The organism is Streptomyces sp. NBC_00457 (assembly GCF_036014015.1).
Classification (GTDB): Bacteria; Actinomycetota; Actinomycetes; order Streptomycetales; family Streptomycetaceae; genus Streptomyces.
Genome location: NZ_CP107905.1, coordinates 2,817,723 through 2,843,736, shown reverse-complemented (window position 1 = coordinate 2,843,736; position 26,014 = coordinate 2,817,723). Strand labels below are relative to the sequence as shown.

Annotated in this window: 24 protein-coding genes; 7 read left to right on the top strand and 17 right to left on the bottom strand. The window is 71.5% G+C overall.

Features of this window, described 5'->3' with window-relative positions; genetic code table 11:
• Nucleotide 1 precedes the first annotated feature (1 nt).
• Entirely contained in the window at nt 2-826 is an 825-nt protein-coding gene (locus OG828_RS12985) for a rhomboid family intramembrane serine protease (protein ID WP_328438000.1), read from the bottom strand.
• A gap of 120 nt (nt 827-946) precedes the next feature.
• Here OG828_RS12985 and OG828_RS12980 point away from each other — a divergent pair, with 120 nt between their 5' ends.
• Nucleotides 947-1,264, top strand: coding sequence for a hypothetical protein (locus OG828_RS12980; RefSeq protein WP_210580873.1), 318 nt, complete (start codon nt 947-949; stop codon nt 1,262-1,264).
• Nucleotides 1,265-1,372: 108 nt separating this feature from the next.
• On the opposite strand, the gene OG828_RS12975 is transcribed toward OG828_RS12980, so the two are convergent.
• Both OG828_RS12975 and OG828_RS12970 read right to left on the bottom strand, forming a co-directional pair.
• Nucleotides 1,373-2,884 carry an FAD-dependent oxidoreductase gene (locus OG828_RS12975; RefSeq protein WP_328501219.1) on the bottom strand — a complete coding sequence of 504 codons (1,512 nt, stop codon included), beginning with the start codon at nt 2,882-2,884 and terminating at the stop codon, nt 1,373-1,375.
• Nucleotides 2,885-2,925: 41 nt separating this feature from the next.
• Nucleotides 2,926-3,894 (bottom strand): DUF4349 domain-containing protein, encoded by a 969-nt coding sequence (locus OG828_RS12970; RefSeq protein WP_328354630.1) that lies wholly within the window; start codon nt 3,892-3,894, stop codon nt 2,926-2,928.
• Between the two features lie 227 nt (nt 3,895-4,121).
• Between OG828_RS12970 and hemG the strand changes: the two genes are divergently transcribed.
• The gene (gene hemG / locus OG828_RS12965) at nt 4,122-5,582 is read left to right on the top strand and encodes a protoporphyrinogen oxidase (RefSeq protein WP_328501218.1); all 1,461 of its coding nucleotides are present in this window, start codon (nt 4,122-4,124) and stop codon (nt 5,580-5,582) included.
• A gap of 5 nt (nt 5,583-5,587) precedes the next feature.
• Nucleotides 5,588-6,319: a hydrogen peroxide-dependent heme synthase gene (gene hemQ, locus OG828_RS12960; protein WP_328354624.1), complete on the top strand. Its 732-nt coding sequence runs from the start codon at nt 5,588-5,590 to the stop codon at nt 6,317-6,319.
• A gap of 33 nt (nt 6,320-6,352) precedes the next feature.
• Here the strand turns inward: hemQ and OG828_RS12955 are convergent, their stop codons facing one another.
• The 7 genes from OG828_RS12955 to OG828_RS12925 form a co-directional block, all read right to left on the bottom strand.
• On the bottom strand, nt 6,353-8,005 hold the full coding sequence (locus tag OG828_RS12955; protein ID WP_328501217.1) for an alpha/beta hydrolase: 1,653 nt from the start codon (nt 8,003-8,005) through the stop codon (nt 6,353-6,355).
• A gap of 116 nt (nt 8,006-8,121) precedes the next feature.
• On the bottom strand, nt 8,122-8,883 hold the full coding sequence (locus OG828_RS12950) for a TIGR04222 domain-containing membrane protein (protein WP_328501216.1): 762 nt from the start codon (nt 8,881-8,883) through the stop codon (nt 8,122-8,124).
• A 4-nt stretch (nt 8,884-8,887) separates the two neighbouring features.
• A complete protein-coding gene (locus OG828_RS12945) occupies nt 8,888-9,739 on the bottom strand; it encodes a DUF4142 domain-containing protein (protein ID WP_328501215.1) in 852 nt (283 codons plus the stop codon).
• A 684-nt stretch (nt 9,740-10,423) separates the two neighbouring features.
• On the bottom strand, nt 10,424-11,833 hold the full coding sequence (locus tag OG828_RS12940) for a multinuclear nonheme iron-dependent oxidase (RefSeq protein WP_328501214.1): 1,410 nt from the start codon (nt 11,831-11,833) through the stop codon (nt 10,424-10,426).
• Between the two features lie 227 nt (nt 11,834-12,060).
• Complete coding sequence (locus OG828_RS12935; RefSeq protein WP_328437992.1) at nt 12,061-12,864, bottom strand: SAM-dependent methyltransferase; 804 nt, start codon at nt 12,862-12,864, stop codon at nt 12,061-12,063.
• 100 nt (nt 12,865-12,964) lie between these two features.
• Nucleotides 12,965-14,059: a fatty acid desaturase family protein gene (locus tag OG828_RS12930; RefSeq protein WP_328501213.1), complete on the bottom strand. Its 1,095-nt coding sequence runs from the start codon at nt 14,057-14,059 to the stop codon at nt 12,965-12,967.
• Nucleotides 14,060-14,404: 345 nt separating this feature from the next.
• Nucleotides 14,405-15,169: a peptidyl-tRNA hydrolase gene (locus OG828_RS12925; protein WP_328501212.1), complete on the bottom strand. Its 765-nt coding sequence runs from the start codon at nt 15,167-15,169 to the stop codon at nt 14,405-14,407.
• A gap of 56 nt (nt 15,170-15,225) precedes the next feature.
• Between OG828_RS12925 and OG828_RS12920 the strand changes: the two genes are divergently transcribed.
• Together OG828_RS12920 and OG828_RS12915 are read left to right on the top strand one after the other, a co-directional pair.
• Entirely contained in the window at nt 15,226-16,080 is an 855-nt protein-coding gene (locus tag OG828_RS12920) for an ABC transporter ATP-binding protein (protein ID WP_328437989.1), read from the top strand.
• The gene (locus OG828_RS12915; protein WP_328437988.1) at nt 16,077-16,748 is read left to right on the top strand and encodes an ABC transporter; all 672 of its coding nucleotides are present in this window, start codon (nt 16,077-16,079) and stop codon (nt 16,746-16,748) included. The genes OG828_RS12920 and OG828_RS12915 overlap by 4 nt, the downstream gene beginning before the upstream one ends.
• Here the strand turns inward: OG828_RS12915 and OG828_RS12910 are convergent.
• The 7 genes from OG828_RS12910 to zapE all read right to left on the bottom strand — a co-directional run bounded on the left by OG828_RS12910 (nt 16,740) and on the right by zapE (nt 24,414).
• Entirely contained in the window at nt 16,740-16,919 is a 180-nt protein-coding gene (locus OG828_RS12910; protein WP_210580844.1) for a hypothetical protein, read from the bottom strand. The genes OG828_RS12915 and OG828_RS12910 overlap by 9 nt on opposite strands.
• 40 nt (nt 16,920-16,959) lie before the next feature.
• Nucleotides 16,960-17,799 (bottom strand): polysaccharide deacetylase family protein, encoded by an 840-nt coding sequence (locus tag OG828_RS12905; RefSeq protein WP_328501211.1) that lies wholly within the window; start codon nt 17,797-17,799, stop codon nt 16,960-16,962.
• Between the two features lie 174 nt (nt 17,800-17,973).
• On the bottom strand, nt 17,974-19,365 hold the full coding sequence (locus tag OG828_RS12900; protein WP_328501210.1) for an alkaline phosphatase PhoX: 1,392 nt from the start codon (nt 19,363-19,365) through the stop codon (nt 17,974-17,976).
• Nucleotides 19,366-19,454: 89 nt separating this feature from the next.
• A complete protein-coding gene (locus tag OG828_RS12895) occupies nt 19,455-20,414 on the bottom strand; it encodes a slipin family protein (RefSeq protein ID WP_328437986.1) in 960 nt (319 codons plus the stop codon).
• Between the two features lie 156 nt (nt 20,415-20,570).
• The gene (locus tag OG828_RS12890; protein WP_328501209.1) at nt 20,571-22,064 is read right to left on the bottom strand and encodes a SulP family inorganic anion transporter; all 1,494 of its coding nucleotides are present in this window, start codon (nt 22,062-22,064) and stop codon (nt 20,571-20,573) included.
• An 8-nt stretch (nt 22,065-22,072) separates the two neighbouring features.
• Nucleotides 22,073-22,651, bottom strand: coding sequence for a carbonic anhydrase (locus tag OG828_RS12885; RefSeq protein ID WP_328501208.1), 579 nt, complete (start codon nt 22,649-22,651; stop codon nt 22,073-22,075).
• A 656-nt stretch (nt 22,652-23,307) separates the two neighbouring features.
• Nucleotides 23,308-24,414: a cell division protein ZapE gene (gene zapE, locus OG828_RS12880; protein ID WP_328501207.1), complete on the bottom strand. Its 1,107-nt coding sequence runs from the start codon at nt 24,412-24,414 to the stop codon at nt 23,308-23,310.
• A 163-nt stretch (nt 24,415-24,577) separates the two neighbouring features.
• Between zapE and OG828_RS12875 the strand changes: the two genes are divergently transcribed.
• Nucleotides 24,578-25,351, top strand: coding sequence for a pyrimidine reductase family protein (locus OG828_RS12875; RefSeq protein WP_328501206.1), 774 nt, complete (start codon nt 24,578-24,580; stop codon nt 25,349-25,351).
• A 146-nt stretch (nt 25,352-25,497) separates the two neighbouring features.
• Entirely contained in the window at nt 25,498-25,971 is a 474-nt protein-coding gene (locus tag OG828_RS12870; RefSeq protein ID WP_328354568.1) for an indole-3-glycerol phosphate synthase, read from the top strand.
• Nucleotides 25,972-26,014 lie beyond the last annotated feature (43 nt).

Here is a 26,014-nt window from a genome sequence, read left to right as displayed (position 1 = left end):
CTCACCACGTGTGCCGGGGCCGGGCCCGCCTGCCGAACAGCAGGCCGCGCGGCTCCGGTGGCGGTGGGGTGCCCTGCTTGAGCGGCCAGGCGAGCAGCATGCCGGCGAGGAAGCCGACGATGTGCGCCGCGTACGCCACCGTGCCCGCGTCGGAGATGCCCTCGCCGGACGAGTACACGGCCTGGAGCACGAACCAGAAGCCCAGCACCAGCCAGGCGGGCAGCCGCAGCGGCAGGAAGATCAGGAAGGGCACGAGGACCCAGACGCGGGCCTTCGGATACAGCACCAGATAGGCGCCCAGCACCCCGGCGATCGCCCCGGACGCGCCGATCAGCGGTTCGCCGGAGTCGGCGTTGAGGAGCGCGAAGCCGTACGACGCCGCGTAGCCGCAGACGCCGTAGAAGAGCGTGAACCGCACATGGCCCATGCGGTCCTCGATGTTGTTGCCGAAGATCAGCAGGAAGAGCATGTTGCCGAGCAGGTGCAGCCAGCTGCCGTGCAGGAACATCGCCGTGAGGACGCTCAGTTCCGGCGACTTGTCGTAGGACGGTGGGCCGACGACGCAGCCTGGTCCCTGCCGGCCGACGGCGACGTCACCGGTGGGCACCAGCTGGGGCAGCTGATGGTGGATCAACTCCCTTGGCACCGCCGCGTAGTGGTCGAGGAAGGCCTGGAGGTGGCAGAGCTGGGCCAGGCTGCTCTCTCCCGCCACGGAGCCGGCTATGCCCGGCATGGACAGGAAGACGACCACGTTCGTCGCGATCAGCGCGTACGTCACCCAAGGGGTGCGGCGCGTCGGGTTCACGTCATGGACGGGGATGACCACAAGGAAGTAGTGCCCCCGATGAGGGTGGCGAATCGGTGAACGGTGCCGTGTGCGCGTGCGTATGTCTCCTCAACCGACCGCGGAATGGCGCTTCCGCGGGGATGACGTGAGGAACAGGCGATGAACGACCGAGTTACTCCTCCCATTCACGCCTTGCCCGATGGTGAGGCCGAAGTTTCCCTGGTGCTGCATCTGCCCTGGGAGGACATTGCCCGGCTCGGCCAGGAGGCGGGGCGGCTTGCCGCGCAGATGCAGCGGCCGGTGACGTTGGACGAGGCCGTCAGTCATCGGTTGCGGTCCGCGCGGAATGCCGCGCATGCGAGGCCCTCCGGGGAGCAGCCGGCCGCGGTTTCTACGGGGTCGGTTTCGTCGTTGCCGGCGCGGCCTCCGGCGGAGCAGGCGCGTCAGGCTATTGACCGGATCAACGGGACTGGTTGATTGTCGGGGTGCGCCGTAGGGGTGCGGGTTGTTTGCGGGGTGCGGGTTCGTTGTGGCTTGTCGCGCCCAGGCGGCGGAGCCGCATATCGGGCACAGCCCCGCGCCCCTTTAGGCATGCTGTTGTACCGCCTTTGATGCCTTTCTGGCTGCTACTAGTACCGGGTCCCAGACTGGGGAGAACGGGGGCGCGTAGCCGAGGTCCAAGGCCGTCATTTGTTCCACTGTCATGCGTGCTGTGAGGGCTACTGCTGCGATGTCGACCCTCTTGCCTGCGCCCTCTCTGCCGACGATCTGGACGCCCAGGAGGCGGCCGGTGCGGCGTTCGGCGAGCATTTTGACTGTCATGGGGTTGGAGTCGGGGTAGTAGCCGGCGCGGCTGGTGGATTCGATGGTTACCGAGGTGAATTGGAGGCCTGCTCGGCGGGCGTCTTTTTCGCGGAGGCCGGTGCGGGCGATTTCCAGGTCGCAGACCTTGCTGACGGCTGTGCCGACGACGCCGGGGAAGGTGGCGTAGCCGCCGCCGATGTTGGTGCCGATGATCTGGCCGTGTTTGTTGGCGTGGGTGCCCAACGCGATGTGGCGTTCCTGACCGGAGACCAGGTCGAGGACTTCTACGCAGTCACCGCCGGCCCAGATGTCGGCGTGGCCGCGTACGCGCATCGAGAGGTCGGTCAGCAGGCCTCCGTGGGTGCCTAGGGGGAGGCCTGCCTGGGCGGCGAGGGTGGTCTCCGGGCGGACGCCGATGCCCAGGACGACCACGTCCGCCGGGTATTCGGCGGCCTCCGTGGCCACCGCGCGCACGTGGCCGTCGTCGCCGGTGAGGATCTTGGTGACCGCCGCGTCGTTGACCATGGTGATGCCGAGGCCCTCCATGGCCTCGTGCACCAGGCGGCCCATGTCCGGGTCGAGGGTGGACATGGGCTCGCTGCCGCGGTTGACGACCGTCACCTCGTAGCCGCGGTTGATGAGGGCCTCGGCCATCTCGACGCCGATGTAGCCCGCGCCGACGACCACGGCGCGCCCGCGCCGGAGGAGCGCGCCTGTGTCGAGACCACGAGCGCGCGGAGGCCCGGAGGGCTGAGCACGGTCGTGGTCTCGACACAGGCTTTGGCGCTCCGTAGGCGCGTGATCAATACAGCCACGCGTGCGTGCCAGCGTGTCGATGAGGGCCTGGCCGTCGTCGAGGGTCTGGACTCCGTGGACGCCGGGGGCGTCGGCGCCCGGCATGTCGGGGCGGATCGGGCGGGCGCCGGTGGCGATCACGAGTTTGTCGTACGACGTCCAGGACTCGGCGCCGGAATCGACGTCACGCGCGCGTAGGCGCTGTCGGTCGACGTCGATCTCCGTGACCTCGGTACGCAGGCGCAGGTCGATGCCGCGGGCGCGGTGCTCCTCGGGGGTGCGGGCGATCAGCTGGGCCCGGTCGGGGACGTCGCCGCCGACCCAGTAGGGGATGCCGCACGCCGAGTACGAGGTGAAGTGGCCGCGTTCGAAGGCCACGATCTCCAGCTCGTCCGGGCCCTTGAGGCGGCGGGCCTGCGACGCCGCGGACATCCCCGCGGCGTCGCCGCCGATCACGACCAGTCGTTCCCGTGCACTCCCTGCAGCGCTCATGTTCATGCGAACACGCTACGGGGGCCGGGCATTTCAAGCCCGTACCCTCAGTCCTCGTCCTCTCCGCGGGGGCGCTCCGGTGCCGGGTGCGCCGTCGGGATCGGGCCCAGCGCGCTCATCGCGGGCGCGGGGGCCGGGCGACGGGGCAGCCGGGGGCGGATCAGGCGCAGCCAGAGCAGGACGAGCAGGGCCGCCGCCGCGGCGAACGGCAGCACCGCCGCGATCACCACGCCGATCCAGCGCAGCACCGACACGAACGCGTCCCAGCCGCCCGTGAGCGCGTCCACGAACCCGGGGTCGTCGTCCTTGGCGGCCTCCTTCTTCACGGGCGTCTCCGAGAGGGAGAGCGTGATGGTGGCCAGAGTCGTGCGGTCCTTCAGGGACGTCTGCTGGGCGAGGAGGGACTCCAGGTCGGCCTGGCGGGTGCTCAACTCGCCCTCCAGGGTGACCACATCGCTGAGCCTGGTCGCCTGGTCCATCAGCTCGCGGATCCGGGCGACGCTGGCGCGCTGCGACTTGATGCGGCTCTCCACGTCGACGACCTGCTCGGTGACGTCCTGCGCCTTCGCCGTGCGGTCGAGGAGCTTGCCCGCGCCCTCCAGATCGGTGAGGACCTCCGCGTACTGATCGACGGGTACGCGCAGGACCACACGGGTGCGTTCGTTGCCCTTCTCGTCGCGGGTGGTGGTCTCGTTGCCGACGTAGCCACCCGCGTTCTCGGCGGTCGTACGGGCCTCGTCCAGGGCCTTCGGGACGTCCTTGACCTGCACGGTCAGTGAGGCCGTGCGGATGATGTGGCTCGCGGACAGTTTGGGCGGGGCGTCGGCCTTGGCGCCGCTCGCGTCGCTTTCGGTGCCCGCGGCGCCCTCCTGGGCGTTCGGCGCGGCGGCCTTGTCGGCCAAACTGTCGCCGCCGGCGCTGTCATCCGCGCCGGTGCAGCCCGTCAGCGCGAGGGCGGCGGCCAGCAGGATGCCGGCCAGCGCCGGAACTGGTCGTACGGAACGTCGTGTGCGCATGTGCGGTTACCCCCCGAGGGTCGGTGACGACTGACATCTCTTCGACGCCGGGGCAGGCCGGGACGTTGGCCGGTAACGGTCCCGAAGAGGTCACGGTCGGGACTCGTGCCGGACACCTGGGGCGCTGCGGTTGTTTGTCTGCGGCGCCGTGGGGGCTGGTCGCGCAGTTCCCCGCGCCCCTAAAAGGGGCGCGGGGAACTGTCAGTGGGGTCTGAGAGGCTGGGGACATGCGCGAAACGGAGAGTCGTACGGGTGTGGGGCAGGTCGTCGTCATCGGGGGCGGCGTCGCCGGGCTGGCCGCTGCCCATCGGCTGGTGCGGGGTGGGGCGCGCGTGACCGTTCTGGAGGCGTCGGACCGGGTCGGTGGCAAGCTGCTGCCCGGTGAGATCGCGGGCGCGCGGGTGGACTTCGGCGCCGAGTCGATGCTTGCGCGCCGCCCCGAGGCGGTGGCCCTCGCCCGCGAGGTGGGGCTGGCCGACCGCCTTCAGCCGCCCGCCACCGCGTCCGCCGCGATCTGGACGCGCGGCGCCCTGCGCCCGATGCCCAAGGGGCACGTCATGGGCGTCCCCGGCACCGCCTCCGCCCTGACCGGCGTCCTCTCCGACGAGGGCCTGCGCCGCATCGAGCGCGACGCCGACCTGCCGCGCACCGAGGTGGGGGAGGACGTGGCCGTCGGGGCGTATGTGGCCGAGCGGCTGGGCCGTGAGGTCGTCGACCGCCTGGTGGAGCCCCTGCTGGGCGGTGTCTACGCGGGCGACGCCTACCGCATCTCGATGCGCTCCGCGGTCCCCCAGCTCTTCCAGGCGGCCCGGACGCACCACTCGCTCACGGAGGGGGTCCGCGAGATCCAGGCGAAGGCGGCCGCCGCCCAGCAGACGGGACCCGTCTTCATGGGCATCGAGGGCGGAGTGGGCAGCCTGCCGCTCGCGGTGGCGGAGTCGGTGCGGGAGCGGGGCGGCGAGATCGTCACCGGGGCGGCCGTCACGGAGCTGCGCCGGGAGTCCTCCGGTGGGTGGCGGGTCGTCACCGGCGACCGTGTCCTGCACGCCGACGCGGTGATCGTCGCCGTACCCGCTCCTGTCGCCGCCGACCTTTTGCGCGCCGAGGCCCCCGCCGCCGCGGCCGAGCTCTCCGCCGTCGAGTACGCCTCCATGGCGCTGGTCACCCTCGCCTACCGCCGCGCCGAGACCGTGCTCCCCGAAGGCAGCGGGTTCCTCGTGCCGCCGGTCGACGGGCGCACCATCAAGGCGTCCACCTTCGCCTCGCAGAAGTGGGGCTGGATCGCCGACCGGAACCCGGACCTCGTCGTGCTGCGCACCTCCGTCGGGCGGTATGGAGAGACCGAGATCCTCCAGCGGGCGGACGACGAGCTGGTGGACGTGTCCCGGCACGACCTCAAGGCGGCGACCGGTCTCGACGCGACCCCCGTCGAGACCCGGGTCACTCGGTGGGACGACGGCCTGCCCCAGTACCCCGTCGGCCACCACGCGCGCGTGGCCCGCATCCGCGAGCACGTGGCCAAGCTGTCGGGCCTGGCGGTGTGCGGCGCGCAGTACGACGGCGTCGGCATCCCGGCGTGCATCGCCAGCGCGTACGCGGCGGCCGACCAGATCCACGGTGACCTGCGCGCTGTGCAGGACCTCACCGCCCACCCGGTGCAGAGCCTGCACGGCGGAGCGGGAGAATGAGGGACATGAGTGACGACGCCCCCACCACCGAGTCCGCCAGGGTCCCGAACAAGGGCAAGCTGGCCAAGGACCTCAACGAGGTCATCCGCTACACGCTGTGGTCCGTCTTCAAGCTGAAGGACGTCCTGCCCGAGGACCGCGCGGGCTACGCCGACGAGGTCCAGGAGCTGTTCGACCAGCTCGCCGCCAAGGACGTGACGATCCGCGGCACGTACGACGTGTCCGGGCTGCGCGCCGACGCCGACCTCATGATCTGGTGGCACGCGGAGACCAGCGACCAGCTCCAGGAGGCGTACAACCTCTTCCGCCGCACGAAGCTGGGCCGCGCGCTCGAGCCGGTCTGGTCGAACATGGCGCTGCACCGCCCCGCCGAGTTCAACCGCTCGCACATCCCGGCGTTCCTCGCCGACGAGACGCCGCGCAACTACATCAGCGTCTACCCGTTCGTGCGGTCCTACGACTGGTACCTGCTGCCCGACGAGGACCGCCGCCGCATGCTCGCCGACCACGGCAAGATGGCCCGCGGCTACCCGGACGTGCGCGCCAACACGGTCGCCTCGTTCTCGCTGGGCGACTACGAGTGGATCCTCGCCTTCGAGGCCGACGAGCTGTACCGCATCGTCGACCTCATGCGTCACCTCCGCGCCTCGGAAGCCCGGATGCACGTCCGCGAGGAAGTGCCGTTCTACACGGGCCGCCGCAAGGACATCGGCGAGCTGATCGCAGGGCTCGCCTGATCAGCCGCCGGGCTGATCAGGGCCTGCTCGACCTCAGCCCTTGTGCCGGGCGGCTGTCGCCTTGTCGGCGCGGTCGCCCGTCCGGCGCGGCTCGGCGGACTTCGTCTCCGGCTTTGGTTCCGGATGTGCCTTGCAGGCCGCGCGCCACAGCGGCAGGCGGCCCTCCATCAGATACGCGTCCAGGTGCCCGTTGACGCAGGCGTTCGGCCCGCCCGCGATGCCGTGCGTGCCGGAGTCCCGCTCGGTCACCAGTACCGAGCCCGACAGCCGCCGCTGCATTTCGCGGGCGCCGTCATAGGGCGTGGCCGCGTCCCGCTCGGCGGCCAGGATCAGCGTCGGCGGCAGCTCGCCGGGCACGGTGCGCACGTCGAGGGGCTTCTGCCGGGGCGCCGGCCAGTAGGCGCACGGCAGGTTGAGCCACACGTTGTCCCAGGTCTCGAAGGGCGCCACGCGCGCGAGCCGGGTGTTGTCCCGGTCCCACACCGCCCAGTCCGTCGGCCAGGGCGCGTCGTTGCACTCGACGGCCGTGTAGACGGCGCCCGAGTTCTCCTCCTCGGCCGCCGCCTCGGTCTGGGGCCCGGCGATGTCGATCAGCGGCTGCGGATCGCCCTTCAGATACGCCGACAGGGCGTGCGCGCGCCCAGGCCAGTAGTCGTCGTAGTACCCGGCCGTGAGAAACACGTCCTGCAACTGCCCCGGCCCCACCTTGCCGCCCGCCGGCTTGTCGGCCAGCCGGGCCCGCGCCTTCTCGTAGTTGCGCAGCACCTGCTGCGGGGTGTCGCCGAGGCCGTACACGCGATCGTGCTTGGCGATCCACTTCCGCAGGTCCGCCCAGCGGCCCTCGAACGCGGCCGACTGGGCGAGGTTGTTGCCGTACCAGATCTGCTCCGGGTCCGGGTTCACCGGCCCGTCGAACACCATCCGCCGCACATGCGTGGGGAACAGCGTCGCGTACAGCGCCCCGAAGTAGGTGCCGTACGAGGCACCCATGAACGTCAGCTTCTCCTCGCCCAGCGCGGCCCGCAGGACGTCCAGGTCACGGGCGTTGTTGAGGGAGTGGTAGTGCTTCAGGGCGCTGCCCGACCGCTTGGCGCAGCCGCGCGCATACGCCTTGGCCTGCGCGATGCGCTCCTTCTTGTACGCCTGAGAGGGGTACGTCGGCGACTGCGAGGGAGCCTTGAAGAACTGCTTGGGGTCCTGGCAGGACAGCGGCGCGGAGCGGCCGACGCCGCGTGGGGCGTAGCCGACGAGGTCGTACGCCCCGGCGATGCGCTTCCACTCGGGGAGCAGGCCGACCAGCGGGAAGTACATGCCCGAAGCGCCCGGCCCGCCCGGGTTGTAGACCAGGGCGCCCTGCCGGGGCACCTCGTGCTTGCTGTTGTGCGGGTCCTTGCGGGTCGCCCGCACGCGGCTGACGGTGAGCTTGATCTGCTTGCCGTTCGGCTGGGCGTAGTCGAGGGGGACGGTCACCGTGCCGCACTGCATGCGGCCCGGCATGTCCTGTCCCAGGGCGCACTTGCCGAAGTCGACCCCGGCCGCCTCGGCGCGCGCGGCGGCGACCGCGGCGCCGTGCAGTTCGGGGATGCCTGTCGCGGCCTCGGTGCCGCCGGCCGACGGGGCGGTGACACCGGCAAGGGCTGTCAGGAGCAAGGACCCGGCGGCCGAGTACAGGGCGGGGGCTCTCATCAGGTATCCCTTCGGTGCACGTCAGCAACAGAAGGGATGTTTCGGTCGGCCGTCGGCGAAGGCAAGCACCGCCCGCCGGTGTCGGCGCCATTGCGCCCTATGCGCCCCCTGACGTGTCAGTGACGCCAGTACGGGTCGTGGCGCCCGAAGGCCGCGCGCAGGTCCGGTTCGCCGATCGCGCGCACCCCGCGGACGGCGACGGACGTGAGGGACGTACGGTCGTCGGCCGAGCCGGCGTGCAGGGCCAGGACGCCCAGCAGGCGCTGCCCGGCCGGGGAGGCCCAGTGCGAGTACGGGTGCACCTCGATCCGCGCGCTCGCCAGGCAGCTCAGGGTGAGGGTGAGGGGGAGCGCGAACCAGAGGGCGACCAGATTGGGCGGCAGCTCCGACGGGGCGGGCGTCAACAGCGCGGCGGCGCCCAGCGCGAGAACGGCCACCGCGGCGAGCCGCACCTGGCGGACCGCGGCCCCGACGGACGTACGGGAGCCGAGGGGCACGGCGAGGCCCGCGCTGACCAGCCGGTCGGCGAGGCTGCCGACCGCGTCGGCGGCAGCGGCGGCGTCCCGCACCGGAGCGATCGGCGACTGCCCCTCCGGTCCGATGGCCCCGATCACCGAGCGCTCCATCTCGTCCCGCCCGCGCGGGTCGACGACTGTCGCCCAGCCCGTGTGCGCGAGGAGCAGCCGCTGCTGGCGGGCCATCGACACCAGCGTCAGATCGGCGACCCGGCGGGGGCCGCCGGACAGGAACGCCGCTTCGTACAGCGTCAGGTCGTGTCTGCGGCCCGCGGCCGCCGTACGCACGGCGGCCAGGCACAACCGTGTGCACGATGTGCCGGCGGCGGCCCAGGCGAGCAGCAGGAGCAGCACCCAGAACATGCGCCTATTGTGCGGCCAAACCGCCGCCGTTATCGCGGACTTGGTTGCTATTGCCGGGAATATTCGGTGGTGGGCTGGTGGCGGGTGGCGGGAGAGGGTACGTCGGTGATGGCGGCGGGGTCAGCGGGACGACCGGGCCCGGGTCGGTGGTGGGGCCGGGCGGGGCCGGGGCGGGGGTGAGTGGGGGAGCGTTGCCGGCGGCCATGTGGCGGGCCAGGGCGTCGAAGTCGACGTAGCCCGTGGCCTCCAGGACCTTGATGTGGTCCAGCACGGTGGTGTTCGCGTCGTCGGCGAGTGCGCGGACCAGGGAGTTGCGGGTGCTTGCGCGGACCTGGGCGACTACGGAGAAGACCTTGCCGTGCGCCAGGCGCAGGATGTTCGCGAACTCGCGGTCGTACGTCACTCCTTGCGCCACGTTGAGGGTGGCGAGCCATTCCTTCTGCTGGTCGGTGGGCTCGTTGGGCAGGGCGAGACCGAGCCGGGAGGCGACGTCGCGGGCCCGTTCGTCCAGGAAGACGTGGCCCTCGATCAGGTGCCGGCCCGCTGTGCGTACGGCCGGGGTGGTGCCCTTCTGCTGTGCCAGCCGGCCCGCCGGCAGCTCCCACAGGCCGGCGAGCCGGACCTTCGTGACGAAGTCGCGGTCCAGTCCCGACAGCGGTCCGAACCTCGTCGACACCGTCTCGGCGTTGAGGACGTCGACGCCGGTTCCTGATCGGTCCGTGTACGACCAGATCGGGAAGATCAGCGCGGCGAGGGTCGCTGCCAGGCCGGTGATGATCAGGCCGGTGCCGGTGAAGATGCCTCGGCCGTTGATCGGGGGGTGGGGTCGGGGTCGGGGTCGGGGTCGGGGTCGCATGGTGCCTCCTGCTTGCGGCACCGCACGTTAGTGCGCTTTTGGTGCGGCGTTGGCATATTACTTCGCGGTCTACGCCAACTTCGGTATGGGGAGGCAGGGTTGGGGTGGGGTTGTGGGGGTCGTATGGGGGATTTGGGTGGTGGGCATATGGGGCTAAAGGGGGTGAGAGTGGGGTTCTGGGGGTGAGGTGGGGGTGGGGTGTTATGTCCCGCACATTTGTGGCGTGCCCTGCGTCTAGGGGCCGGGGTGGGTCGCACAGCCGCCGCGCCGTCGTGGCTGGGGTGGGGTGGGTCGCGCAGCCCGGCGCTGACGGGGTGCCGCCTGCGCCCACCCGTGCCGCCCCAGGCGGCACGCATGCCCGCAGCTGGGCGGGACGGTGGCGCCTGGTGGGTGGGTGGGCGTCGCGTCAGGCGGCACGAATGCCTGCAGCTGGGCGGGACGGTGGCGCCTGCTGGGTGGGCGTCGCGTCAGGCGGCACGAATGCCTGCAGCTGGGCGGGACGGCGACCCGCAGGCTGGCGGGAGGGCAGTTCGCCGCCTGCTGGGTGGGCGTCGCGTCAGGCGGCACGCGTGCCCGCAGGTTGGCGGGACGGCGGCTCGCAGCTGGGCGGCGCGGGTAGTTCGCCGCCTGCTGGGTGGGCGCCGCCTCGGGCGTCGCGCATGTCCGCAGCTTTGCGGCACGTGCTCAGCGGCGTAGCAGTACCTTGCGGGTTGCTCGGGCCAGGCGGGTTGTGGGGCGGTGGGTGGGTGGGGTGGGGGAGGAGCGGTCCAGGCGCCAGGTGTGGAGGTGGCGTCGGGCTGCTGCGTTCTCGGGGTGGCCCGTGGACAGGAGGTGGCCTGCGAAGTCCAGTGCGTCCTGGCGGTAGCCGCCGGTCATCGGGTGGCGCTGGGCGTAGGCGAGGAAAGCGGGGCGGTAGGTCTGGCCCAGGATGTGCGGGAGTTCGGGGGCGACCTTGGCGACGACGTCCGCCCGCTTTCCGGCCAGGGCACGGGCCTGTACGCCCAGCCGGACCCGGTCGAAGCCCTCGGGTACGGGCGTGCCGGCCACCAGGGCGGAGAGAAGTGCCGTCTGCGCGAGGGCGAGGCGCTGGCGGGCGGCGGTCGTGTCGGCGGGAGGCTCTACGGTGGTCGAGCTCTGCGCTGCCTCGGAGCCGTCCGGTGTCTTGGAGTGCTGCGGTGCCGTGGAGTCCTGCGGTGCCGTGGGGCCATCCGGTTCCGCGGAGTCATGCGGTGCCGTCGCAGGGCGGCCTGTCTGCGTCTCCCGCCTCGCCCGTCCCTTCTCCAGCGCCTCCCGGATCGCCCCCAACTCCCGCTCCAGCTCGGTCGGTTCCGGGAAGTTCTCGTCGCGTTCCAGGAGGACTCCGGGGGGCGAGATGCGGGAGGCGAGGTCGGTCAGGATGTCGAGGACCGCTTCGGGGACCGGGTGGGCGTGGCTGTCGTGCCAGACGCCGTCGCGTTCGAAGCCGCCGGCGACATGGACGTAGGCGATCGCTTCGAGGGGGAGTTCGGCGAGGGCCTTGGCCGGGTCCTCGGCGCGGTTGACGTGGTTGGTGTGCAGGTTGGCCACGTCGATCAGGAGCCGGACGCCGGTGCGGTCGGCGAGGTCGTACAGGAACTGGCCCTCGGTCATCTCCTCGCCGGGCCACGCGATGAGCGCCGCTATGTTCTCCACGGCGAGCGGCACGGGCAGGGCGTCCTGGGCGATGCGGATGTTCTCGCAGAGGACGTCGAGGGCGTCCCGCGTGCGCGGGACCGGCAGCAGGTGGCCCGCTTCCAGGCGCGGGGACGCGGTGAGGAGGCCGCCCGCCCGTACGAACGCGATGTGCTCGGTGACCAGCGGAGAGCCCAGCTCCTCGGCCCGCTCGGCGAGCGCCGCCAGGCGGGTCTCGTCGGGGCGGTCGGCGCCGCCGAGCCCGAGGGAGACGCCGTGCGGGACCACGGTCACGCCGCGCTCACGCAGCCGCCGCAGCGACTCGGGGAGATGGCCGGGGCATACGTTCTCCGCGACGGCCTCGACCCAGTCGATACCCGGCATCCGCTCCACGGCGTCCGCGATCTCCGGCCGCCACCCGATTCCCGTCCCCAGTCGCTCCATCGTCCCCTCCTCCACCCGATGTCACCTGGCTGTGCCGCGTCGTCTCCTTCGACGTTCCGCCGCTGTGTGACGGGGGTATGGCCCCGGCGCACCGACCCGAACCGCGCTCCGGGCGCCTTCAGAGCAACATTTGAGGTTCGGGGAGGAAGCGGACGTGGACGGGAGGCCGCCGACGGAGGGGGATACGCGCGGGAGGCGGCCCGTGTTCAATGGCGGGGGCAGACCGTTCAGCGCTTTACGGCCACGCCCCCGAAGCTGTCCACGTCACGCCGCTCGTCCGTGCCGGACGTTCCGGCCGGGCCGGAGCGCCACTCGGCGACCGGGACCAGACCGGGTTCCAGCAGGTCGAAGCCGTCGAAGAAGCGGGCCAGCTGCTCTGGGGCCCGGTTGATCCGCGGGTTGTCGCTCGCCTCGTTCCAGCGCTCGACCATCGCCCGCATCTCGTCCGCGTGGAACACCTCGGTGCTGTCGCAGAACACCAGGTGGCTTCCGGCGGGGAGGGCGTCCTTGAGCTGCTCCACGATCGGGTAGGCGGTGTCGTCCGGTACGTGCGCGACGATGCCGAGCAGCATGAGCGCGACGGGCCGGCTGAAGTCGAGCGTGCGCTCGGCGCCCCGCAGGATGGACGCCGGGTCGCGCAGATCGGCGTCGATGTAGTCGGTGGCGCCTTCCGGGGTGCTGGTGAGCAGCGCGTGGGCGTGGGTCAGCACGACGGGGTCATGATCGACGTACACGATCCGTGCCTCGGGGGCGATGCCCTGGGCGACCTCGTGGGTGTTGTCGAGGGTGGGCAGGCCGGTGCCGACGTCGAGGAACTGCCGGATCCCGGCCTCCGCGGCCAGATAGGTGACCGCGCGCTTGAGGAACCCTCGCTGGGCGCGCGCGATGTCGACGATCTCGGGGTTGAGCTCACGCATCTGGTCACCCACCTGCCGGTCGATCTCGTAGCAGTCCTTGCCGCCCAGCCAGTAGTTCCAGATGCGAGCGGAGTGCGGCACCTTGCTGTTGATCAGCGGACGGTCGACTGACATGACAACTCCCGGACATTCCCTCGGCGTTGCGCGCTCCCAGCGGCGCGGGTCTCACCGTAGCCGGATGATCTGTGCGGGGCGACCGGCGCCCCGCTCAGGATCAGTACTCCAGTTCGGGGCGCAGGGGACCGCCGACCGCGTGCAGGTGCCGCAGGACCTGGGCGTAGGAGTCGACGAGGCCGGTCTCGTGGTAGGCGACGCCGTGCCGGGCGCAGAAGGCGCGTACGAGTTTCTGGGCGTGGCGCAGGCCCGGCCGCGGCATGGAGGGGAACAGGTGGTGTTCGATCTGGTAGTTCAGCCCGCCGAGGGCGAAGTCGGTGAACCGGCCGCCACGGATGTTGCGTGAGGTCAGGACCTGCCTGCGCAGGAAGTCGATCTTGTCGTCCTTGCCGAAGATGGGCATGCCCTTGTGGTTGGGGGCGAACGAGCAGCCCATGTACAGCCCGAAGAGCCCCTGATGCACGGCGAGAAAGGCCACGGCCTGGAGGGGGGTCAGGACCAGGAACAGGGCGGCGACATAGCCGACGAGATGCGCGGTCAGCATTCCCGCCCCGGCCAGCTTGGCTCCCCGTGAGCCCGCGGTGCCGTCGCGTTCGAACTGCGCCCGTACGCCGGCGACGTGCAGGGCGAGTCCTTCAAGGAGCAGCATCGGGAAGAACAGCCAGGCCTGGTGGCGGGCCAGCCAGGCATAGGGGCCGCGGCGGACCCGGGCGTGGTCCTCGGTGAAGGCGATCGCACCGTCGGCGATGTCGGGGTCGCGGTCGACGTGGTTGGGGTAGGAGTGGTGCCGGTTGTGCTTGGCGATCCACCAGCCGTAGCTGAGTCCGATCAGCAGGTCGGCGTGCACGCGGCCGAGCAGGTTGTTGACGCGCTTGGAGCGGGCGATCTGCCCGTGTCCGGCGTCGTGCCCGATGAACCCGGTCTGGGTGAACATCACCGCGAGGAAGGCGGCGGTCACCAGCTGCCACCACGACTGCCCGATCAGGGCGAACGCGGTCCAGCCGGCGGCCATCAGAAGCAGGTTCGCGCCGACCTTGACGGAGTAGTAGCCCGGCCGCCGCTTCAGCAGCCCGCTCTGCTTCACCTCGCGGGACAGTGCGGCGTAGTCGCTGCCGCGGCCGACGGACGGGGGCTTGGTCGTCGCGACGTGGCTCGGCGGCGGCTCGGTGCCCCGGTTGATGATCTCAGTGGTCACGTTTTTCCCTTCAGGGTGGGTGCGGGCCGGCTTTCGACGGCGCGGGGGCAGGGCGCCGGATGCGGAAAGGCCCGTGGGGAAGCAGCGCGAGGCAGGCCCACGGCGCGGGCCCGCCTCGGAACGGGTGTCCTCAGAGCGAGGTCTCCTTCGAGATGGCGAAGATGGCGAGTAGATGCGGAGAACGCGCGCTCGCGCGTCCCCGGGCTGCTGGTCGCCAGCCGTCGAAGAAAACCCCCGACACGACAATGCGCCCGCTGTCAGAACTCCGCGGGCGCTTCCACGTCGCAAACTTCAACTACAACCACTCACTGAACGTCCCGAGTGCCGGGAAGGTTCCCGGCTGCCCTACCTGCCCAAGGACATGAGCGGGCAGTAGCGGCTGCCTCCTTCGACGGCGACCGTTTCCCCGGGTGCGATCTCCGTGAAGCCCGCGTCGCGGACCACCGGCAGACCGCTGGTGGTGAGCTCGGCCCAGCGGCCGGCGGGGGCGGTGCGGACGGCCAGCGGGAAGCCGGCGTCGCGCCAGGCGGCGCGGTCCTCGTCCGACAGCTCCCACCAGGCGAGCTGGGCGCCGTGGCCGACCTGCGCCATCGCCTTGCCGGCCGTCATGTCCAGGTCGGGGCTGAGCCACAGCACCGGCACACCCGGGTCGGCCCCGGCCGGCGGCTCCGGGTCGTCGAGGTCGGTGCCGGAGACCTGGAGCCGGGCGAGGTCCTTGGGCCAGCCGTCCAGCGGGACGGGCGGAAAGACCCGTACCTCCGCGGACTTGCCCGTGACCGTGATGCCGGGCAGTGCCTCGGCGCGCCGCCACTCGGCGCCCCGCGCCCGCCGCACCACCTTGCGGATCCGCGCGTCCTGCCAGTCCCGCACGGCCTGCGCCCACTCGCCGTCCCCCAGCGCACGCTCGTCGCTGAGCAGCACCAGCACCGCGCGGGCCGCGGTCTCCAGCGCGTCCGTACGGGCCGGGGGAGCCCCCCGCTCGATCCGTACGACCAGCGGCAGCACGAACTGCGGCGCCTCGTCGCGCACGGAGGACTCGGAACGGAAAGGGCTCTCCCGGGGCACGCCGAGATCGCCGGGAACGCCGGGAACGGACGGATCACTGGTCACGTCCTCCAGTCTGCCAGGCGGAAGATCGGTTCTTCCGGCCGCGAGAGGATGACCGCATGCAACGTGCGTTACGACTGGAGCGCGTCGGCCGCCGCTACGGCCTGCGTGGACCCTGGGTGCTGCGCGGGATCGACCTGGCCGTGACCCCCGGCACTCTCCTGCGTATCGAGGGTGCGAACGGCACCGGCAAGTCCACCCTCCTCCGGCTGCTCGCCGGGATCGACGCCCCGACGGAGGGCCGGATCAGCGGCCGTCCGCGCACGGCCTACGTCCCCGAGCGCTTCCCGTCGGCGCTGCCCTTCACCCCGGCCGGCTATCTCACCCACCTCGGCGCGGTGCACGGACTGTCCCGTACGGCGGCGGCCCGCGCCGCCGACCAGTGGCTGGAGCGCTTCGGCGCCGCCGCCCACGCCCGTACGCCGATGGCGCAGCTGTCGAAGGGCAGCAGCCAGAAGGTCGCGGTCGCCCAGGCCCTGCTCGCCGAGCCGGACCTGCTCGTCCTCGACGAGGCCTGGACCGGCCTGGACGAGTCCGCCCGCGCCGAGCTGGAACGGGCGGTCGCGGAACGGACTGCGGCGGGCGGCGCCGTGGTCTTCGTCGACCACGACCCGCACCGCCTGGCGGGGGCGCCCGACGCGACGTACACCGTGCTCGACGGCGCCCTCAACCACCGTACGGAGCAAGGGACTTCGCCCTCCGGACCGTACGTCGTCATCGTGGTCCAGGGTCCACCGGGCGGACCACTGCCCGCCACCCCGAAGCTCGCCTCCGCCGAGGAGACCGCGCCGGGAACCCACCGGCTCACCGTCCCCGCGTCCCACTCGGACGTCGTCCTGCGCTCCCTGCTGACGGCCCGCCCGCCGTGGCATGTGGTGAGCGTCGCCCATGAGGACGCCGAGGAGGTCCGATGACCGCACTCCTGCGCTATCAGGCCGCCCTGCTGCTGCGTTCGCAGCGCTGGCTGCCGCCGTTCATTCTGTACGCCGTGTTCCTGGGCGTCGGTGTGCAGGGCGGGCAGCCCGTGCTCGACTCGCTCGGCTATGCCGCGGCGGCGCTGCTGCCCGTCGCCGCCTGGCTGGTGCGGATCTGCGTCGGCAACGAGCCGCCCGCCGCCCGCGCCCCGGTGGCCGCCGCGGCCGGACCCGGACGGGCGCACCTGGCCTGTCTGCTGGTCGCGCTGGCGTCGGCCGCCGCGCTCGGCACCGTCGCGACCCTCGTCGTGACACTGATCAGCGATCCGGTGACCTCCGACCACCAGAGTCGGGTGGCGCCGCTCCCGGCGGGCGCGGCCGGGCTGCTCGCCGCGCTGGCCTGCGCCCTGCTCGGCGCGGCCGTCGGCGCGCTCACCTCCTGGCCGCTGCTGCGCTCGCCCGGCCGGGCGGTCCCGGCGATGCTGCTCGCGGCCCTGCTGTCCGTGGTCGTCACGGGCTCCCCGGCGCAGGCGGCGGTCAGCGGACTGGTGACGGGATCGCAGTCGGGCCAGGTCCAGCTCCCCCTGCTCCCGCTCGGCGCCGCCGCCCTGCTGACCGCGGTGGCGATCACCGTGGCCTGCGCCCTCACCTCTCGCCGGTCACCCTGAGCAGGCCGTGCGCTGGGCCTCCTGCCACTCGCAGACGGGGCAGAGGGTGATGCCCTTGTACGACTCCGGGTACTCCGTCGGCTCCCGGCACAGCACACACTCCGCGTACGGCGGCCCATCCGCCTTGGGCGGCCTGGTCGCGTCGATCAGGCAGTAGTCGTCCTCGCTCATACATCCAGCGTAAGAGGGTCAGCTGTCCGTCGTACGAGCCTCAGCGCCGCCCGCCCGCGGCCCCGATCAGCTCGGACACCTTCACGAACCGGAAGCCCTTGCGGCGCAGCTCGGGGACGATCGTACGGAGGGCGCGTTCGGTCGTCGGGGCGGCGCTGGTCGTGCAGTGCAGCACCACCACCGAGCCTGGCTGTACGCCGTCCAGCACCTGCCGGGCCACCGCCTCCGGGTCGGTGGCGAAGGCGTCCCCGCCCACCACGTCCCACTGCACGGCGGTGACGCCGGTCGCGCTCAGCGCCTTCAGGGCCCGGCCGTCGTAACAGCCGCCCGGGAAGCGGAAGTACGGCATCGGCTCCCGCACCCCGGCCTTGCGGAAGGCGGCGTACGCCTGCTCCACGTCCGTCCGCATCCGGTCCTCGGAGACGGTCGGCAGGCCGTAGCAGTCGTCGGTGAAGGCGTAGTGGCTGTACGAGTGGTTCGCGACCTCGAAGAGCGGGTCCCGGCCGATGGCGCGGGCCTGGACCGGGTACTCCTCGGCCCAGCGGCCCGTCATGAACACGGTGGCCGGCACCTTCAGCGCCCTCAGCGCCGCGATGAGCCGAGGATTGTCGAACCGCTCCCCGGCCGCCGCCCGCGACCCCTGGTCCGCGGTCATGTCGGCGTCGAAGGTGAGGGCGACGGTCCTGGCCCCGGTCCGCGGACCGTTCTCGAAGACAGGGGTCAGGCCCGCGGGGCCGGGGGCGAGGGTCGGGGGCCGGGAGGGGGCGACGGTCCGTTTCGAGGGGGCGGGAGGGCGGTGTGGTTCTTCGGCCGTCCCGCAGGAGATGAGGGTGGCGCTCAGGGCGCAGGCGATGGCTACTCGACGTGCAAGTGTGATCACCACACGAACGTAACTATGCGAGTAATGCGCCTTTTGTTATTGGCGCCTGCTTACCGGGTGTCTCTCGCCGATTTCACCCGCCCGCCGGTGATGAAGGCCGGGCTGCACAGCGCCCCGTAAGGGGCGCGGGGAACTGCGCGACCAGCCCCCACCGCCCCGCGGACGATCGACGACCTATCGCGGCACAGCCCGCGGAGCGACCGTCACCGCGAACGTCGTCCCCGGCGAGTAGCAGTTGACGTACATCGTCCCCCCGTCGGGCGAGAAGCTGACGCCCGCGAACTCGCCCCACTCCGGCTCCTCGTCGGTGCCGATGTTCTGGCGGTTGCGGGCCATCGCGTACACGTCGCCCTGCCGCGTCACCCCGAACACATGCTGGGCACCGTTGCCGTCCTCGCAGACCATGAGCCCGCCGCTCGGTGCGAGACAGATGTTGTCCGGTGACTCGCCGGGCAGCTGGACGTCCGTGTCCGGGCCGAAGACGACGACCAGGGTGAGACGGCGTGCCGACGGGTCGTACCGCCAGATCTGCCCGTAGTGGTCGGCCGCCGACCCCTCGGCACTTCGGGCGTACGACGACACGAAGTACACGGACCGCCCGCCCCAGTAGCAGCCCTCCAGCTTCTGCGCGTGCGTGATGCCCCGCGGGCCGAAGTCCTGGAGGCGGACGGGGGTTCGGGCCGCGAGCGGGTCCGGTACGTCGGCCCACTCGACGCCGTCGAAGCGGGCGCCGGGCTCCTGGACCGAGGAGAGGTCGGGGACGCCGGGCACGCGCATCGCCTGGAGGCGGCCGCCTGCGCGGAGCGAACCGGGGCCGCAGAGCGGCTTGTCGGGCAGGAAGCGGTAGAACAGGCCGAAGGGCCGCTCGAAGGCGTCCTCGGTCTCGTAGACGATGCCGCGACGGGGATCGACGGCGACCGCCTCGTGCTGGAAGCGGCCCATCGCGGTGAGCGGTACGGCCCCGCTGCGGCGGGGGTCGGCCGGATCGACCTCGAAGACGAAGCCATGGTCCTTGGCGTAGCCGCCGGTGCTTGCCTTGTCCTCGGTCTCCTCGCAGGTCAGCCAGGTGCCCCAAGGGGTGGGCCCGCCCGCGCAGTTGACGGCCGTACCGGCGATCGCGACCCGCTCGGACCGGACCCGGCCGTCGCTGTCCAGCGTCAGGGCCGTACAGCCGCCCTTGCCCGCGGGATCGTAGGTGAGGCCCTCGACCGTCGGGACGGGGATCTCGGCGTCGGCCCTGTTCTCGTGGTTGCGGACCAGGTGGACGCGACCGTGCCGGCCCGCGAAGGCCGCCATGCCGTCCGGGTGGGAGGGCACTTCGCCCTCGCCGGAGCGCAGTGGGGCGCCCTCGCGGGACAGGACGCGGTAACGGAAGCCTTTCGGGAGATCGAGCAGGCCCTTCGGGTCGGGGACGAGCGGGCCGTAACCGGTGTGGCCCAGGTTCACCTGCGCGGAGGCGGTGCCCGCGAAGAGTTCGGTGAGGTTTCCGGCGAAGGCGATCGCGGCGACCGACGCGCCGGTGCGGGCGAGTATCTGACGGCGTGTCGTACGGCCGTTCTCGGACATGGGGCAACCTTCCTGCTGGCGGACAGGACTGTGATGCCGCCGTGTCTATCACTTGGTCACGGCCGCGTGAACCACGCGCGTAGAACCTGTCATTGCTCCAGCGAGCGGTCGGGGGAGGGCTGCCGGTCGGCGGGGGCGGGCGGGATCTCGTCGGGGTGCTCGGGCGGGAGCTGGTCGAGGCTGTCGGGCGGGAACTCGTCGGAGGGATCGGGAGAGAGCTGGCGCGAAGGGGCCGGCGGGACCTGGCCCGAGGCGTCCGGCGCGGGTCGGCCGTGGTGTTCCGGGTGCTGCTCCGCCCCCTTCTCCAGGAACCGCAGCAGCTCCACCGGGATGGGCAGCACCAGCGTGGAGTTCTTCTCCGCCGCCACCGCCATCACCGTCTGGAGCAGCCGCAACTGGAGCGCGGAAGGTGTGGCCTCCATCTGCTGGGCGGCCTCGGCGAGCTTCTTGGACGCCTGGAGTTCGGCGTCGGCGTTGATGACCCGGGCCCGCCGCTCACGGTCCGCCTCGGCCTGCCGGGCCATGGAGCGCTTCATGGTGTCCGGCAGGGACACGTCCTTGATCTCGACGCGGTCGATCTGCACGCCCCAGCCGATGGCCGGGCTGTCGATCATCAGCTCCAGGCCCTGGTTGAGCTTCTCGCGGTTGGAGAGCAGGTCGTCCAGGTCGCTCTTGCCGATGATCGAGCGCAGCGAGGTCTGTGCCATCTGGGAGACCGCGAAGCGGTAGTCCTCGACGTTGATGATCGCCGCCGCCGCGTCCACGACCTTGAAGTAGACGACCGCGTCGACCCGCACGGTCACGTTGTCGCGCGTGATGCCCTCTTGGGCGGGCACCGGCATCGTCACGATCTGCAGATTCACTTTGTACAGCCGGTCCACGGCCGGGATGATCAGAGTGAAGCCCGGTGGTCGTACGGCGCCCCGCAGGCGCCCGAGCCGGAGGACCACCCCGCGCTCGTACTGCTTGACGACGCGCGCCGCCGCGGCGAGATACACCACCCCGGCGGTCCCGGTGGCGATGGCCGCGGTCAGCAACTCTTCCAGCATGATGACGACCCCTGTTCAGCCGTCCCTGCACCCTGCACCTTTTAAAAGCGGTATGGGCAACCTCTTTCCCACGATATGCCCGAATAGGGCAACAGTAAGCCCGGCTGAAGCCCCGGTTCAGGGCTTCAGCCGGGCATCGCCGGACGTCGGGGAGTGCTACGTCCGGGCCTCGGGTGCCGCCACGGCACCGTCGAGCCGTACCGGATCGGTGCCGGCCGCGCTGTGCCGCTCGGCCCAGTTCTCCAGCGCCGTACGGCAGGCGTGGTCCAGGTGGTGCAGCCCGGACAGGTTCAGCTCGACCGGACGGTCCTGGGGCAGGGATTCCAGGCTGTCGAGTATCTTCGGCAGCCGCAGGAAGGTCGCGTTGCCCGACAGGTAGGCCTGGACGGGCCCGGCTCCCTTGTCTATGACCTCGAGCTTGATGTGCGAGGCCTCCCAGGCGGTCTTGGCGACGGCCAGCGCGAGGCCGATGAGGACGCCCTCGAACATGCTGACCGCAACGATCGACACCGCCGTGACCACCAGGATCAGCGCCTCACCGCGATGCTCGCGCCACAGCGACACGATCTGCCGCACCGGGATGAGCTTGGCGCCGGCGTGCACCAGGATGGCCGCCAGGGCCGGGATCGGGATGTAGGCGAGGACGGCCGGCAGCAGGGCCGCGAACAGCAGCAGCCATACGCCGTGCAGCACCCGGGACGCCTTCGTCCGCGCGCCCGACTGGACGTTCGCCGCGCTGCGTACGATCACCGCGGTCATCGGCAGCGCGCCCAGCGCGCCGCAGACGGTGTTGCCCGCGCCCTGGGCGAGCAGTTCCTTGTCGTACTCGGTGCGCGGACCGTCGTGCATCCGGTCCACCGCCGCCGCGCTGAACAGCGACTCCGCGGACGCGATCAGCGTGAAGGCGGCGACGGTGGCGAGCAGGCCGACATCGGCGAGATCACCGAAGGCGTCCACGGACGGCGGCTGGATGGAGCCCAGCAGCCCCTGCACCTCGACGGTGGCCACCGGCAGGCCGAAGGCCACGGCGACCAGCGTCGCCAGGCCCACCGCGGCCAGCGGACCGGGCACCGTGCGCACCTGGCGCGGCATCCGCTTCCACAGCACCAGCACGGCGATCGTGCCCACGCCGAGGCCCAGCGAGGCCAGCGCCCCGGTGTCCTGGACGGCGTCCGCGAGCGCCCCGGGCAGCCCCGCGATCTTCGCGAGCCCGGAGGCGGGCGCCTCGGCGTCCGCGATCGAGTACAGCTGCCCGGCGATCAGGACGAGCCCGATTCCGGCCAGCATGCCCTCGACCACGGCGACCGAGATGGCCCGGAACCAGCGCCCCAGCTTCAGGGCGCCCATCAGCATCTGGAGCAGGCCGGTGACGAGCACGATCACACCGAGCGCCGGCAGCCCGAACTCACGCACCGCCTCGAAGACCAGCACGGTGAGCCCGGCGGCCGGGCCGGACACCTGGAGGCTGCTGCCGCGCATCAGCCCGGTGACGATGCCGCCCACGATGCCGGTGACGAGCCCGAGCTCGGCCGGCACACCGGAGGCGACGGCCACGCCCACGCACAGCGGGAGCGCGACCAGGAAGACGACGAGGGACGCGGCGAAGTCCTGCCGCAGATGAGGGAACTTGGTGAGGGTGGAGGGATTCATGGCGGCGCTCACAGGGCCTTGAAGGTGTCGGTCTGCGGGCTGTGCGCCAGTACGGCGCCGGTGTGCACCTCGTAGTACCAGGCGTGCAGGGCGAGTTGGCCCTGCTCCAGCTTCTGGGCGATACAGGGGTAGGAGCGCAGCCGCAGCAGCTGCGCCAGGGCATGGCTCTGCACTCCCTCGGCCACGGTCGGATCGCCGGCCGCCCCCTGCGGACGCGGCGTCGCGGCGGCGAGCCAGTCGCGGACGGCGGGTACGGCGTCCAGGTCGTCGCCGCGCACCAGTGCGCCGACCGCTCCGCAGTGGGAGTGGCCGCAGACGACTATGTCGCGGACCCCGAGCACCTCGACCGCGTACTCGATGGTGGCCGCCTCGCTGGTGGGGTGCTCGGAGGCGTACGGCGGGACGATGTTGCCCGCGGTGCGCAGCTCGAAGAGCTGGCCGGGGCGGGCGCCGGTGATCAGGGCCGGTACGACCCGGGAGTCGGAACAGGTGATGAACAGGACCTCGGGTGACTGGCCTTCGGCCAGTCTGGCGAACTCCTCAGGGCGCTGTCCGAACGTGCGGGCGTTGTCGATGAGGGGCTGCATGATGTGGTGACTCCTCCTGGCGCGCCAAAGGCGCGTCGGACGTGCAAGACAGAGTGGTGATGACTGCTCTGCTCTCTCTCAGCAGCGGAAGACCTGAAGTGCCGCCGGAGAGTGGGTCGTCGAGGATCTCGCCGTGCGGCATTGCACGGCACGCGGCACCGTCGGGTGCGCGGCTGTCGCGCCCGGGGCCACGAGCGGGCGCTCCTGCGCCCCGGGCCAGGCGACCGAGGAGCGGTTCCGCTCCCGGGTGTGCTGGGGACCGGTCGGGTCCCCGGAGCAGCTCACGTCACGCAGCGCGAGGATTCCGTCGCGCGGTGCCTTGGGTGACAGCTTGGATCCGGGCTGAGCCTTGGCCTCGACATGACCAACCGTGTGCGCGGATGCGAACGAAGCGGAGGGAGCGAAGAACTGCAGGGCGAGCAGGACGGCGGCTAGGGCCGAAACTACGGTCCTGGTCGTCGTACCTCGCAACATCCGCCCCTCTCCAGGCAGTTCACGACTTATGCGCACGCCAACTCTTGGTCAATGGCTGGTCAAGAAACACGTTAACCCTGCAAAGTTGTTTGCAGGGTTAACTTAACGTTTCAGGCTGAAGAGAGCCTGAAAGACGATGCCGCTTGGCTTGAAATGCCTCTTGACCTGGGGGAGTTGCCGGACTAGTCGGCGTCGACGAGTCCCTTGGCGTCCCGGGCCAGCGCGGTGAGCCGGGAGATCGCCCGGAAGTACTTCTTGCGGTAGCCGCCGTTCAGCATCTCCTCGCTGAACAGCCGGTCGAAGGGGAGCCCCGAGGCGAGCACGGGCACCTCGCGGTCGTACAGCCGGTCCGCGAGGACGACGAGCCGCAGCGCGGTCGACTGGTCCGGGATCGGCTGGACGTCGGTGAGACACACCGCCCGGATTCCGTCGGTCAGCGCGCCGTACCGGCTGGGGTGGACACGGGCGAGGTGCTCCAGCAGATGCGGGAAGTCGTCGAGCGAGGCGCCCGGCGTGGCGTACGCGGACTTGGTGACCTGCTCGTCGGAGAACGGCGCCGGTGCCTCGGGCAGCCCGCGGTGGCGGTAGTCCTCGCCGTCGATGCGCAGGGAGCGGAAGTGCGCGGACAGGCCCTGGATCTCGCGCAGGAAGTCGGCCGCCGCGAACCGGCCCTCACCGAGCTTGCCCGGCAGCGTGTTCGAGGTGGCGGCGAGCGCGACGCCCGCGTCCACCAGCTTGCCGAGCAGCGTCGAGACCAGGACGGTGTCGCCGGGGTCGTCCAGTTCGAACTCGTCGATGCACAGCAGACGGTGACCGGACAGGGTCTGGACGGTCTTCTGGAAGCCGAGGGCGCCGACCAGGTTCGTCAGCTCCACGAACGTGCCGAACGCCTTGAGCGCGGGCTCGGCCGGGGTGGCGTGCCACAGGGAGGCGAGCAGGTGGGTCTTGCCGACGCCGTAGCCGCCGTCGAGGTAGACGCCGCGGGGGCCGGCCGGGGTCTTCGGTGCCTTCGCCCTGCCGAAGCCGAAGAAGCCGCGCTTGGCGCCGGCGGCCGTGTGCGCGCCGCCGAGTCCGCCCGCGAAGGCCTCCAGGACCCGGACGGCCTCGGTCTGGCTGGGCTGGTTCGGGTCCGGGATGTATGTGCTGAAGCGGACCGAGTCGAAGCGGGGTGGTGGCACCATCTCCGCGACCAGCCGGTCCGCGGGGACGTGGGGCTCGCGGGCGCACAGGGACACAGGGGCCGCGTCTGCTATCGGACCGGTCCCGGAGGCGGCGGTGGAGGTAGGCACGGTTCTCTACTTTAGGCGGTCCGCGGTGGGGCGGTACTTCGTCTGCTGGTCCGTTGTGGCTGGTCGCGCCCACGCGGCGGAGCCGCATATTGATACAGCCCCGCGCCCCTTTGGGGCGCCTGACCTCCCCGGACCTGCTTGGCGCCGTGCCAGACTGCACCACATGCGACGTCTGTTCCCTGTGACCTACGAAACAGCCCCGGACGCCCGTGAATGGAGCCTCGACGAGCTGGCCGACGCGTACGCCTACCCCGAAGCCGGGCCCGGTGGGCGGGAGCCGTGGCTGCGGGCCAACATGGTGGGGACGCTCGACGGTGCCGCTCAGCACGGTGGCCGCTCTCAGCCCATTTCCAGTGCGACGGACATGCGGATCTTCGGCACGCTGCGGGCGCTGGCGGATGTGGTGGTGGTCGGGGCGGAAACGGTACGCCTGGAGGGGTACCGTCCGGCACGCGCGCGTGAGGAGTTCGCTCGGCGGCGTACGGAGGCCGGACAGGCGCCCGCGCCGGCGATCGCGGTGGTCACCGCGAGCATGGACCTGGACTTCTCGCTGCCGCTGTTCACCTCGCCCACGGTGCCGACCCTGATCCTGACGGGTGCCGCCGCGGCCCCCGACCGGATCGCGACAGCGGAGAAGGCGGGCGCCCAGGTGGTGATCGCCGGGGACGGGGTCGGAGTCGACCCGGCCCGCGCCGTACGGGCCCTCGGCGACCTCGGACACACCCGGCTGCTGACCGAGGGCGGCCCGCGCCTGCTCGGCCAGCTGGTGGCGGCCGAGGTGCTGGACGAACTGTGTCTGACCGTCTCTCCGATGCTCACCGCGGGAGACGCGCAGCGGATCGCGGGCGGGCCGACGGTCGCGGTGCCGCGCCGATTCGCACTGGTGTCCCTGCTGGAGGAGGAAGGGTTCCTCTTCAGCAGGTACCGGCGGGCTTGAGTGCGCTGGTCGGGTAATCGCCGGAATATACCGTTCCGTTTAGCTTCCGGCGGGCACACTGAATCTCGCAGTCCCCGTGCGATCGCGGGGCAGGATGGTTTCCGCAGGGGCCCGGCCAAGGCCCACGGAGGAGAAGGACGCCTGTCGTGTTCACAAGCGTATTGATGATCGAGAAGGCCCTGACATCCGCCGACGTGGAGTTCGTCACCACCTTGCACGGGGACGAGCCGGTCTCCTTCCACGTCCTGCTCCAACCGCGCGGCGATCAGGCCGACCGGCTGCTGCGGGCCATCGACGACATCGCACTCGGCGAGATCGACGAGGCGGCTCGCGAGCTGGAGAGCCCGGAGGGCAAGGACGCCGCCGCCCTCGGCGAGCAGGCCCTGGAGGTGTCCCTCGCGGCTCTGCGCGGCTCGGGCAGCGAGGCGGAGGGCCGACTCATCGAGGGCCATGCGCTGGACGCGCTCAGGGCCCTGGTCGAGGAGACCGGGGCGGACGAGGTCATCGTGCTGACCGACCCCCACTACGTGGAGGAGTTCTTCCACCGGGACTGGGCCTCGCGGGCCCGGCACAAGGTGGGGGTGCCGGTGCTGAAGCTGTTCTCCCACAGCAAGGCATAGGCTGACCCCTCGATACGTGTCGCATCACTTGGGGAGAAGCACT

What these genes read in the sequence shown, in the direction of transcription:
- OG828_RS12975 (WP_328501219.1), bottom strand. Translation starts at nt 2,884, where the DNA reads ATGAACATGAGCGCTGCAGGGAGTGCACGGGAACGACTGGTCGTGATC.
- OG828_RS12920 (WP_328437989.1), top strand. Translation starts at nt 15,226, where the DNA reads ATGCAACGTGCGTTACGACTGGAGCGCGTCGGCCGCCGCTACGGCCTG.
- OG828_RS12940 (WP_328501214.1), bottom strand. Translation starts at nt 11,833, where the DNA reads ATGGAGCGACTGGGGACGGGAATCGGGTGGCGGCCGGAGATCGCGGAC.
- OG828_RS12885 (WP_328501208.1), bottom strand. Translation starts at nt 22,651, where the DNA reads ATGCAGCCCCTCATCGACAACGCCCGCACGTTCGGACAGCGCCCTGAG.
- hemG (WP_328501218.1), top strand. Translation starts at nt 4,122, where the DNA reads ATGCGCGAAACGGAGAGTCGTACGGGTGTGGGGCAGGTCGTCGTCATC.
- OG828_RS12955 (WP_328501217.1), bottom strand. Translation starts at nt 8,005, where the DNA reads ATGAGAGCCCCCGCCCTGTACTCGGCCGCCGGGTCCTTGCTCCTGACA.
- OG828_RS12980 (WP_210580873.1), top strand. Translation starts at nt 947, where the DNA reads ATGAACGACCGAGTTACTCCTCCCATTCACGCCTTGCCCGATGGTGAG.
- OG828_RS12970 (WP_328354630.1), bottom strand. Translation starts at nt 3,894, where the DNA reads ATGCGCACACGACGTTCCGTACGACCAGTTCCGGCGCTGGCCGGCATC.
- OG828_RS12950 (WP_328501216.1), bottom strand. Translation starts at nt 8,883, where the DNA reads ATGTTCTGGGTGCTGCTCCTGCTGCTCGCCTGGGCCGCCGCCGGCACA.
- hemQ (WP_328354624.1), top strand. Translation starts at nt 5,588, where the DNA reads ATGAGTGACGACGCCCCCACCACCGAGTCCGCCAGGGTCCCGAACAAG.
- OG828_RS12935 (WP_328437992.1), bottom strand. Translation starts at nt 12,864, where the DNA reads ATGTCAGTCGACCGTCCGCTGATCAACAGCAAGGTGCCGCACTCCGCT.
- OG828_RS12895 (WP_328437986.1), bottom strand. Translation starts at nt 20,414, where the DNA reads ATGCTGGAAGAGTTGCTGACCGCGGCCATCGCCACCGGGACCGCCGGG.
- OG828_RS12910 (WP_210580844.1), bottom strand. Translation starts at nt 16,919, where the DNA reads ATGAGCGAGGACGACTACTGCCTGATCGACGCGACCAGGCCGCCCAAG.
- OG828_RS12915 (WP_328437988.1), top strand. Translation starts at nt 16,077, where the DNA reads ATGACCGCACTCCTGCGCTATCAGGCCGCCCTGCTGCTGCGTTCGCAG.
- OG828_RS12900 (WP_328501210.1), bottom strand. Translation starts at nt 19,365, where the DNA reads ATGTCCGAGAACGGCCGTACGACACGCCGTCAGATACTCGCCCGCACC.
- OG828_RS12875 (WP_328501206.1), top strand. Translation starts at nt 24,578, where the DNA reads ATGCGACGTCTGTTCCCTGTGACCTACGAAACAGCCCCGGACGCCCGT.
- OG828_RS12945 (WP_328501215.1), bottom strand. Translation starts at nt 9,739, where the DNA reads ATGCGACCCCGACCCCGACCCCGACCCCGACCCCACCCCCCGATCAAC.
- OG828_RS12890 (WP_328501209.1), bottom strand. Translation starts at nt 22,064, where the DNA reads ATGAATCCCTCCACCCTCACCAAGTTCCCTCATCTGCGGCAGGACTTC.